Genomic DNA, 10730 nt, shown 5'->3' with positions numbered 1-10730 from the left:
CTCCCGCAGAGCCCTATCCTGCTTCACACCCTCTCATCTAACCATGAACTGCTCTGGCCCGCCAGTACCCCCCCCTCAAAACGGAAACTTTGACCGCACAGCCGGAAACTTTGATCGCACCGCGACACGCCGATGCGAACCCCGCGCGCGGGCGCCGGCGAGCGGCGCCCCTACGATGCCCGCGAAATTCCAACGTTCACGGCTGCCGCACCCGGAACCGGTAGAACCGGCGCCCGTCCGGCGGCGGGTTGCTCGACGTGGCCGTCGTCTGGTCGTCTATGAACGTGCGGACGCCGCCCGTCGGGCTGGTTTCCAGCCACGTGCCCACGCCCAGGTTCGTGTCCCCGAAGCCCGACCAGGCCGTTCCGTTCGTGAGGTTGTTCCTGAAGTAGATCGTGTAGTGCCGGTCCGGCGCCGTGTTGACGGCGATGTGATAGTTGGTGCCCGCTCCGGGGACCGTGACGGAACGGATGGCGAACACCGAGCTGACGTTCGTCGGCTGCGTGTTCGCGGCGTACTCGTCCGCGTTGGGCGCGCCGTCCCCGTCCCAGTCGCCCGTCGGCGGGTTGGTCAGCGTGGCGAAGGAATCCCACTCCCAGCCGTCCGGCAGGCTGTCGCTGTCGGAATCGTACGGCACGAGGATGTACGTCCTGTTGGTCACGATGCCGTTCGTCGGCTGCTGGTCGTTGGCGATGAAGACCAGGCTGTTGCTCGTGTCCGCGTACGAGCTTGGCAGCGCCGTCCACGAGAAGTTCGTCCCGTCCCAGGACGAGCCCGCCGGCGCCGTCGGGTTCGTCAGCGTCACGGCGTGGCCGTCGGCGTCCGTCGCGCTGACCACGAAGCTCGTGCTCGAGCCGACCGGCAGCGTGTGCGGGCCGGGCAGGTTGATCACCGGCGCGCGGTTCGTCGGGGTGTACTCCTCGATCTTCAGGTACTGGACGATCTCGCCGTCGTCCGTGATCGAATTGACCGTGCCGCCGCCGAGCGCGACGTAGATGCCGTTGTTGTACAGGTCCGCGCCGGTCTTCGGCCAGCCGTTTGTGATGTACGCCGAGGCGTCGCTCGAGGCCAGGTTGCGCACGCGGTAGGTCTTCCCGGTGTCCAGGCCCAGCAGGCTCCAGCAGCCTGTCAGGTCGAACGAGGCCGCCGTGGAGAAGTGCGCCTCGCCGTGGCGGAAGAAGATCGAGAACGCCAGCACCACATCGCTGGTCTGCGGCGACGCGTACGCGGTCTGGTATTTCGCCGCGGCCATGATGGTGCCTTCCTCGCCGCCGCCGACCTTGTTGAGGAAGTAGCGGTTGTGGCTGCGCAGGGCGGGGGAGTTCAGCCGCGCCCAGTTGACCCGGCCGTACCACTGCGCCAGCCCGTCGGAGTTGTCCGGCGGCTGCTGCCACACGGTCAGCTTGTTCCACTGCTTGAAGTGCGGGATGTACTTGCCGAAGTTCAGCTCGTGCCAGTTCAGGAACCCGTCGTTCTTGTTGTCCGGGTCGGAGGCGTTGAACAGGCCGATGCCCCACTCCTGCCCGTAGAAGATCATGGGCAGGCCGTCCACCATGGAGACGGACCCGTACCGGCTGGCCACGAGCCACGGGTCGTTGTCCGGCATGACCTCGTCGTGGCCGGTCAGGTTCAGCAGGACCGTGCCGCTGCTGTACGAATTGCGCCGGTCCTCGAGCGCCTGGCGCAGGGAGCTGGCGTAGTTGATGTGCTCCTGGGTGAACCGGAAGACCAGGTTCTCGTTCAGGATGTCGAAGTGGCGGTTCGACCGGTAGCCCGGGCTGCCGCCGTCGAGCGTTTCGGCCATGAACACGAAATTCCACTTCATCTTGCGCGTGCGGTTGATGATGTATTCCCAGAGCTGGGGCGGCAGGCCCTGCCCGAAGTCGCACCGCAGCGCGTCGATGCCGAGGTCGTCGGAGGCGGAGTTGTTGTTGTTCGTAGGGTGGCCGGTCTTCTTCAGCCAGAACTCGGTGTAGTAGCCGAAGTACTTCCAGAGCGCGATCGTGTCCGCGCCCATCCCGGCGAAGTCGTAGGTGTCGCCCTCGTTGGTGTAGTCGCCGTTGTTGTCCGGGTTGTGGCGGACGAGACAGGAGTACTTGCCGAAGTACAGCTCCGCCACGTCGTCCCACTTGCCGAAGTCCCCTCGGTCGGGCGCGGTGGCGATGTCGTTGTCGTACTCCGTGTTGTAGAACGTCGCCGGCAGGCCGTAGTCCTGCCAGTAGGCGTACCAGCCCGGCCGCACGTGGCCCACCTTCTGCGTCGCCGAGGTGGCATAGCCCAGGTCCACGCCGCCCTGGCCCATCACGGCGTCCCACGCGGTGTGGTTGAACACGCCGTCGAGCATGATGTTGATGGTGCCGACGCTCGTCGCGTTGCTGTCGCAGCGCTGGACGAAGTTCGTGAACTCGGTCATCGCGTCGGCCTCGGTGTCCGCGTCGCCCATGATCGAGGCCACGGAGAAGTAGTCGCGCGTGGCGTACGGGCTGCCGGGGTCGTACCCGCTCGGGTCGCCCTTGGTCGTCACGGCGCTCGGGTGGATCGGCTGGAACCACAGGCAGTTGACCTGGATCTTGTTCAGGTAGCCCAGGTTGAAATTCGTGAAGCTGTCCGGGTTGCCGTCGAGGAGGTCGTCGAACGTGCTGCGCCCGCCCTTGTCGTTGCTCGTCGCCTTCACGGTCAGCGGGTTGACCTCGTAGAGCGTCATGCCCAGCGCCTTCTTCGGCGAGACCACGATCGCGTGGTCGCGGCGCCCGTCGCTCGAGTACCAGTACCAGTTCGAGTCGCCGACGAGCTTGTACCGCGCCGTCAGCCGGTACGCGCCGCACTTGCTCGCCGTGCCGTCCCACTGGTACGTCCGCCCGCCGAGGTGGTTCATGGCATACGCGCGGAAGTAGGCGCCGGCGTCGTTGGTGGTGATCGTGTCGCCCAGCGGCGGGTTGATGCCGTCCGGGATGCCGTCGGTGTTGTAGTCCACGTCCGCCCAGTCGCGCCGGTCGAGGTTGGAGAAGACCTCTACCTTCTCGATCGGGTCGCTGCCGGGCACGACATAGCTCACCGTGACGGTGTTCGTCTCGCCCGCGCGCTCGTTCACGAAGAACTTCGTCGTGGTGTAATCGGCGTTGACCCCGTTGACCGTCAGGCCGTCGGCGCCGTCCACGAACAGGGAAAAGGCGAACTCCTTGTCGTCCTCGCCCTCCGTGTTGTATTCCGCGAAGCGATGGACGCCGGCGCCGTTCCAGGCGCCGATCTTGTAGCGGATGGTGCCGTTCGTCGGCAGGCCGCTCGCCGTGCCCGCCCACCACATCGCGTTGCCGTTCTCGGACGAATCCTCTTCGGTGTGGTCGAACGCCAGGTATTGCACCAGCGTGTTCACATCGCCCGTGCCCTTGCCGGACACGCCGACGGCCGAGCCGTTGGTCGTGTAGTACAGGCAGACGTGGTCCACCCAGCGGTTGCTGCCCGTGCCCTGCGCGTACCCGATCTTGGTCCAGAACTGGACCGAGCCGGAGGCGACGTTCACCCGGTTGGAGTTGTGCCAGATGTAGCCCGCCTCGCTGCCCGGCTCGCCGCCGTAGGTGTAGCGGAACGGGTTGGCCTGCGCCGACGCCTCGGCGTAGTAGGTCAGGCTGCCGGCGCCGGAGTTGGTGGTGCCGATGTACGTCGTGTCGCGGTCGGTGTACGTGACCTTGACGTAGTACTCCACCTCGTTCGTCGCCTTGTACGCGCCGGCCGGGATCGTGGAGACCCAGTACTTGTTGTTCTCCTGCTGGCTGTCGTACGAGAGGTTCGTCGCCGTCCAGCCCCCGCCGCTGCCCGCGAGCCGGTGGTAGAGCGTGCCGCCGCTCTGGTCCGCCGCGTTGCCGGAGCCCTGGAACTGGTTGCCGTTGTACACGTAGACGGCGTTGTTCGAGTACGGGTTGTCGGGGAACCGCATGGTCGTGGTCGGCGGCTCGGCGTTGGCCGGGAGGTGCCAGCAGTTGCCCAGGTTCGTGCCCGTCCCGTACCGGAAGCTGAACGGCGCGGCCTGCGCGTTGGCCTCGACCAGGAAGGTGCGCGAGGCGGTGTCCGTCAGCCGGCCGAGGTACGTCGTGTCATAGTCGTTGTACGCGACGCGGATGTAGTACTCCACCTCGTTGGTCGTGGCGTACGTCCCGCTCGGGATCCGCATCTGCCAGTACTTGTTGTTGCCGGACTCGGAGTCGTACCAGGCGTTGGTCGCGGTCCACGCGCCGCCGGGCCCCTTCAGGCGGTGGTACAGCGTCGCGCCCGTCTGGTCGCCCATCGCCCAGCCGTTGGTCCAGAAATTGCCGGTGTAGAAAAACACCGCGGCCGAGGCCAGCGCGCCGTTCGTCGGGTTGCGCATCGTCGCGCCGGCGGGCTCGGCGTTGGTCGGGTGGTGCCAGCACAGGCCGCCGCCCGGCCGGTACGTGAAGTTCGTGCTGCCGCTCTTCAGCCCGCGCAGCGTGCACAGGTCGGGCGTGTTAAGGATCGTGTTGGTGGACGTCATCGTCGAGGTCAGGACGTAGTACCAGACCCGCGCGCCGGGATTGTGCCCGCCGGGGATCGTCGCCGTGTAGTTGGTCGAGCTGCCCGTCGCCGCCGTGAGGCGCGCGTTGGCAAAGCTGGAGTTCGTCGCGTACCGCACCCAGACGGTCTCCTGCGTGCTCAAGGCCGCCGAAAGCTTGATGCTCACCGTCACCGGGTTGGTCCCCGGGTCCTGGACGTGGTTGTCCGTCGCCGCGAGCGGCGTGACCGGCGTGGAGTCGGTCTCCATCACCACGAACGGCCGGTACCACCAGTGCCCCTCGCCCTCGAGGTTGAACGAGTAGCTGCGGCCGGTGACCTCGGAGTTGGTCATGTTGCCGTTGTCGGGATTGATGCGGCACTGCCCGACGTTGGCGTTCTTGACGGCCTGCGTGTACGAGACGCCCGCCCCCCAGTTCGTGCTCCAGTTGCCCGTGCGGTCGAACTTGTACGTCGAGGTCGCGCTGGTGACCGACGCCGTCACGGTGACCTTCCAGATGTTGCCGAAGCTCGTGTCCTGGGTCATCCAGTTCGTGCCCCAGCTGTTCATCGCCCCACGGTACGCCTCGCCGAAGGCCAGGCCCGGAAGCATCGCGCACAGCGCCCACAAGGACAGGAAGCGGAGGGTCTTCATGTAGTATTCCTTTCGCCGGAAAGTCCCAACGTCATTAGGCGTTTAAGTAACAAGTACCCCGCCGCTTGTCCATCCTCAAGAGCAGGGCCCTTGGAGGCGGGCCGCCCCCGGCCCGCGGACAGGAATTCAGGCTGGCCTGCGGCGAGCCCCTCCTGTATGGTCCCGGGGCCGTATGGCGGGCATGCGCATCCTCATCGTGGGCGGCGGCGGACGGGAACACGCGCTGGCGTGGAAAATCTCGCGGGATTCCTGCCGCCCGGAACTCTTCTGCGCCCCCGGCAACGCCGGCACCTCCCGCCTCGCCGAAAACCTGATGATCCCGGCCTCCGACCTCGACAGCCTCACGGCCTGGGCCCGCGAAACCCGCCCCGACCTGACGGTGATCGGCCCGGAAGCCTCGCTTTGCGCCGGGCTCGCGGACCGCCTGCAGGCCGCCGGGCTCCGGGTCTTCGGACCCGGCCGCGCCGCCGCCCGGCTGGAAGGCAGCAAGGCCTTCGCCAAGGAAATCATGGAAAAAGCCGGCGTCCCCACCGCCCGCGCCGCGCGGTTCACCGATGCGGGCGCGGCCCTCTCCTATATACACGGTCAGCCCGGCCGGGTCGTGGTCAAGGCTGACGGCCTCGCCGCCGGCAAGGGCGTAGCCGTCTGCGACACGCCCGCCGAGGCCGAAAAAGCCGTTGAGGACGCCCTGGTCAACCGCTCGTTCGGCGAGGCGGGCCGCGAGGTGCTGATCGAGGAGCGGCTCGAGGGCGAAGAGGTCTCCGTCCTCGCCCTCACCGACGGCCGCCACATCGAACTTCTGGCCTCCGCCCAGGATCATAAGCGGGTGGGGGACGGAGATGCGGGCCCGAACACCGGCGGCATGGGCGCCTACTCACCCGCGCCCGTGCTGACCCCGGCCCAGTGGCAGGCCGTCCGGTCCGATGTTTTCGAGCGGACGATTAGCGAGCTTTCCCGGCGCGGAATTATTTATCGCGGAGTGCTTTACGCCGGCCTCATGCTGGCGTCGACGGGGCCTAAGGTGCTGGAATTCAACTGCCGGTTTGGCGACCCGGAGACCCAGGCCATCCTGCCGCGCTGGCAGGGCGATATCCTGCCGGCGCTCATGGCCTGCGCCGACGGGAACCTGGATCGGATCAAACTGGATTGGACGCCGGAGTCCTGCGTGTGCGTGGTCATGGCGGCGGGCGGATACCCGGGGCCGTATGACGCGGACCTCCCGATTTCCGGGCTGGAAGAGGCTTCCGCGCGCGAGGGGGTTGTGGTATTCCATGCCGGCACCCGGTGGTCCGGCGGCCGGGTGGTGACGGCCGGCGGCCGGGTGCTCGGGGTGACGGCGCTGGGCGCGGACCTGCGCGCGGCCCGGGACCAGGCTTACGGGGCCGCGGACCTGATCCGGTTTGACCGGGCCCACTATCGCCGCGATATTGGCGCGCGGGGGCTGGCTCGATGAAAAAAGCAAAAACCGAAGTGGCCGTGCTGATGGGCAGCGATTCGGACTGGCCCGTGGTGGAGCATGCCGTGAAAACGCTGCGCGAGTTCGGTGTCGCATGCGAGGCCCGCGTGCTCTCCGCGCACCGGACGCCGGACGAGGCGGCAGAGTTCGCCCGGACGGCGGCGAGGCGCGGACTCAAGGTCCTGGTCGCCGCCGCGGGCGCCGCGGCCCATCTGGCCGGCGCCTTAGCCGCGCAGTCCACGCTGCCGGTGATCGGCATCCCGCTGCGGGGCGGTGCGCTGGACGGGCTGGACGCGCTGCTGGCGACGGTCCAGATGCCGGCCGGCGTGCCCGTGGCCACGGTTGCCCTCGACAAGGCCGGCGCGGTCAACGCGGCCCTGCTGGCGGTACAGATCCTGGCGCTGGGCCGCCCGGACCTGCGGCGAAAGCTGGAAGAGCACAAGCGGGCGCTGAAGAAAAAAGTCGCCGCCGCCCACCTCCGGCTGAAGGCGGCCGCGGAGAAAACGAAATGATGAAGCTCATTCTTCTTCTAACTTTCTTGGGCCTGGCCGCCCGGCTGCCGGCCGCCGAGGAGCCGGTCACGAACGCCTTGCCGCCGGAATCCGCACCCGCCGCGGGGACGAACGCCCCGCCGGTTTCCCTCAAACGCGAGGCCGTGCCCGCGGTGGAGCAGCTCGCGGCCCTGCTGGAATCCTACGGCCTGACACTCGACGCCGAAGCCGCGCGCCGCGCGGCCGTGTCCGCCATGGTGAAAAGCGCCGATCCCGGCGGCCGCTGGCTGGGCGAGGACGAACGCGCCGCCCTGCTGGACCGGCTCGAAGGCTACCTGTACGAAACGGGCGCGCGGATCCGTTCGGCGGACGGCATGCCCAAGGTGACCGACGTCGTGGCCGGCTCGCCCGCCGAGGCGGCGGGGCTCAAGCCGGGGGACCGGCTGGAGTTCATCGACGGCGGCGCGGTGGCCGGTCTCAAGGATTGGGAAGTGCGTTCGCTGCTGCGGGGTCCGGCCGACGCCCGGATCCGGGTCCAGTTCCTGCGCGGCGCGGAAACCCAGTCGGTGGAACTCGCGACGGCCCGGCTCCGGCAACCGTCCGTGGCGGCCGCCGAGGATTTGCCCGGCGGGATCGGCTACCTGCGGCTGAATGGCCTCTATGAAGGGGCCTCCAGGGAAATCATCCCCGCCCTGCGCGGGTGGGACGGAACCAACTACGGCGGCATTATCGTGGACCTGCGGGGCGCGGGGGGCACCAACCTCGCGGCCGCCGCGGACGCGGCGCGCCTGTTCGCCCCGGAGGGCGCCCTGCTGTTCACGCTGCGCGACGCCCGGGACCAGGATATCGAGGTGTTCCGCGCGCCGGGCGGGGCCGCGCTGGACGCCCCGGTCATGGTGCTGACGGACGGGGAGACGGGGGGCGCCTCGGAAGCGCTCGCGGCGATTTTTGCCTACAGCCTGCGCGGGGCGATGCTGATCGGCTACCCCACGCTCGGCGATCCCGCCGTGCGCGAGGTCGTGCCCTGCCCGGGCGGCGGGCACCTGTACCTCGCGACGCGGCGGCTGGTGATGGCGGACGGGCAGGTGCTCGACGGACGGAAGCCGATCGAGCCCGACGTGACGGTGGACGGCGCCGCGGGCGAGGAGTACGAGCCGGAGCCGGCCAACCGCGGCGCGCGTTTGCTGGAGGAGGAGAAGGAGCATCGCCGGCTGCGCGAGCGCGTGCGGGGCGACCCGGTGCTGCGCCGCGCCGCCGACATCCTCCTGGCCCTGAAGGCCCTGAATGTTCGTGGCCAGCCCCCGGTTCAGGAGCCGCCGTAGGGGCGCCGCTTGCCGGCGCCCGTCCGTGATGCGAGGAAGATTGAGTGTAAAACCAACAGAAAACATCTTGTTCGTTTGCACCGGCAACATCTGCCGGAGCCCGATGGCGGAGGTCCTGCTGCGCGCCCGGCTTGGAACCGCGTCGGGCGTGGCGGTCGGGTCCGCCGGCGTGGCGGCGATGGACGGGATGCCGGCGAGCGCGGAGGCCGTCGAGGTGCTGGCCCGGCGCGGCCTCGACTTGAAGCCGTTCCGGAGCCGGAGGCTGACGGCGGAACTCGCGCGCTCGGCGACGCTGATCGTGGTGATGACGGAGGCCCACGGACAGGTCGTGGAGCGCGCGTTCCCGGAGGCGGCGGGCCAGGTGCGGAGGCTGACCTCGTTCGGGGCGGGGGGCGGGGCGCGGGACATCCCGGACCCGATCGGTTCGCCCGTGGCGGTGTACCAGCGGGTCAGCGAGCAGATTGACAGCGCGATTTCGGATTTGGTTCTGTACCTGGTCGAACAGCGGGGTGTGCGGCCGTCGGCGCCGGCCCCCGGGGGAGCGGGCATGAAGATAGCGATCGGTTCGGATCACGCGGGCTTCGAGTTGAAGGAGGCCCTGAGGAAACTCCTGGCGGAGCGGAATATCCAGGTGGAGGACGTCGGCGCGGCGAGCGCGGAGTCCGTGGATTATCCCGACTACGCCGCCGCCGTCGCGCGGCGGGTGTCCGAGGGCGCCGCGGACCAGGGCATCCTGGTCTGCGCGACCGGCGTGGGCATGAGCATCACGGCCAACAAGTTCCCAGGGGTGCGGGCGGCCCTGTGCTTCACCCCCGCGATGGCGCGCCTGGCGCGCGTCCACAACAACGCCAACATCCTGGCCCTCGGCGGCAGCCTCCTGAAGCCCGCCGACGCGGCGCCGATGCTGGACGCGTGGCTGTCCGCCGGGTTCGAGGACGGCGGCCGGCACGAGCGGCGCGTGAGGAAGATGGCGGCGATCGAGGCGCTCCAGTCCGATCCCGTGGCGGTGAACGCGGTGGACCCGGAGCTCTACGCCGCGCTGCGCAAGGAGGCCCGGCGGCAGCGCGAGAACCTGGAGCTCATTGCCTCGGAAAATTACGTCAGCCCGGCCGTCCGCGCGGCGCAGGGCTCGGTGATGACGAACAAGTACGCCGAGGGCTATCCCGGCAAGCGGTGGTATAACGGCTGCGAGTTCGTGGACGAGGCCGAGCGCCTGGCGATCGACCGCGCGAAGCAGCTCTTCGGCGCCGAGCACGCGAACGTCCAGCCCCACAGCGGCAGCGGGGCGAACATGGCCGTCTACTTCGCCATGCTCCAGCCCGGCGACACGATGCTGGCCATGAGCCTCGCGTGCGGCGGGCACCTGACCCACGGGCACAAGGTCAATTTCTCCGGGCGCTTCTTCCGCGTGGTGCACTACGGCGTGGACCCGCAGACCGAGCGGATCAACTACGACGAGGTCGCCGCGCTGGCGAAGGAGCACAAGCCGAAGATGATCTGCGCCGGCGCGAGCGCCTACTCGCGGATCATCGACTTCAAGCGCCTGCGCGAGATCGCCGACGCCGCCGGGGCGTTCCTGATGGTGGACATGGCCCACATCGCCGGCCTGGTCGCCGCGGGCTGCCACCCCAACCCGGTCCCGTTCAGCGACTTCGTCACCACGACCACGCACAAGACCCTGCGCGGCCCGCGCGGCGGCATGATCCTGTGCCGCGATAAATACGCACAGGACATCGACCGGCAGATCTTCCCCGGCACGCAGGGCGGGCCGCTGATGCACGTGATCGCGGCCAAGGCGGTCTGCTTCCACGAGGCGCTCCAGCCCGCCTTCAAGACCTACCAGCAGCAGATCGTCCGCAACGCCCAGGTCCTGGCCGCCGCCCTCGAGCAGCGCGGGCTGCGCATCGTCTCCGGCGGCACGGACAACCACATGATGCTCGTGGACCTGACGCCCGCCGGCGTGACCGGCAAGGACGCCGCGACCGCGCTCGACAAGGCCTGCATCACGGTCAACAAGAACGCCATCCCCTTCGACAAGCAGAGCCCCTTCGTCACCTCCGGCATCCGGATCGGCACGCCGGCGGTGACCACGCGCGGCATGAAGGAGCCCGAGATGGAGAAGATTTCGGAATTCATCCGCCGGGTCCTTGCCGCGCCGGAGGACGCGAAGACCGTGGACGCGGTCCGCGCCGAAGTCGTGGCGCTGACCGCCCGTTTTCCCGTGCCGTAGTGTCCTGTCCTGGAAATACGTGGACACAGAAATCGCCCCCTGCCGGCTTGTCCGGCAGGGGCGGGAGGTTGGG

General features: G+C 68.7%; 5 protein-coding genes. 4 read left to right on the top strand and 1 reads right to left on the bottom strand.

Annotated features, from left to right (window positions below; all coding sequences use genetic code 11):
• Nucleotides 1–196 precede the first annotated feature (196 nt).
• Nucleotides 197–5158, bottom strand: a complete 4962-nt coding sequence (locus KA248_06460) for a hypothetical protein (GenBank protein ID MBP7829543.1) — start codon at nucleotides 5156–5158, stop codon at nucleotides 197–199.
• 181 nt (nucleotides 5159–5339) lie between these two features.
• On the opposite strand from KA248_06460, the gene purD reads away from it, so the two are divergent.
• The 4 genes from purD to rpiB are packed head-to-tail and all read left to right on the top strand — an operon-like array spanning nucleotide 5340 to nucleotide 10657.
• Nucleotides 5340–6611: a phosphoribosylamine--glycine ligase gene (gene purD / locus KA248_06455; GenBank protein MBP7829542.1), complete on the top strand. Its 1272-nt coding sequence runs from the start codon at nucleotides 5340–5342 to the stop codon at nucleotides 6609–6611.
• Entirely contained in the window at nucleotides 6608–7126 is a 519-nt protein-coding gene (purE, locus tag KA248_06450) for a 5-(carboxyamino)imidazole ribonucleotide mutase (protein ID MBP7829541.1), read from the top strand. The genes purD and purE overlap by 4 nt, the downstream gene beginning before the upstream one ends.
• Nucleotides 7123–8427: a PDZ domain-containing protein gene (locus KA248_06445; GenBank protein ID MBP7829540.1), complete on the top strand. Its 1305-nt coding sequence runs from the start codon at nucleotides 7123–7125 to the stop codon at nucleotides 8425–8427. The genes purE and KA248_06445 overlap by 4 nt, the downstream gene beginning before the upstream one ends.
• A 28-nt stretch (nucleotides 8428–8455) precedes the next feature.
• The gene (rpiB, locus tag KA248_06440; GenBank protein MBP7829539.1) at nucleotides 8456–10657 is read left to right on the top strand and encodes a ribose 5-phosphate isomerase B; all 2202 of its coding nucleotides are present in this window, start codon (nucleotides 8456–8458) and stop codon (nucleotides 10655–10657) included.
• The last annotated feature ends 73 nt before the right edge of the window (nucleotides 10658–10730 follow it).

The organism is Kiritimatiellia bacterium, assembly GCA_018001225.1.
Classification (GTDB): Bacteria; Verrucomicrobiota; Kiritimatiellia; order CAIQIC01; family JAGNIJ01; genus JAGNIJ01.
This window is presented reverse-complemented; position numbering and strand designations above follow the sequence as displayed.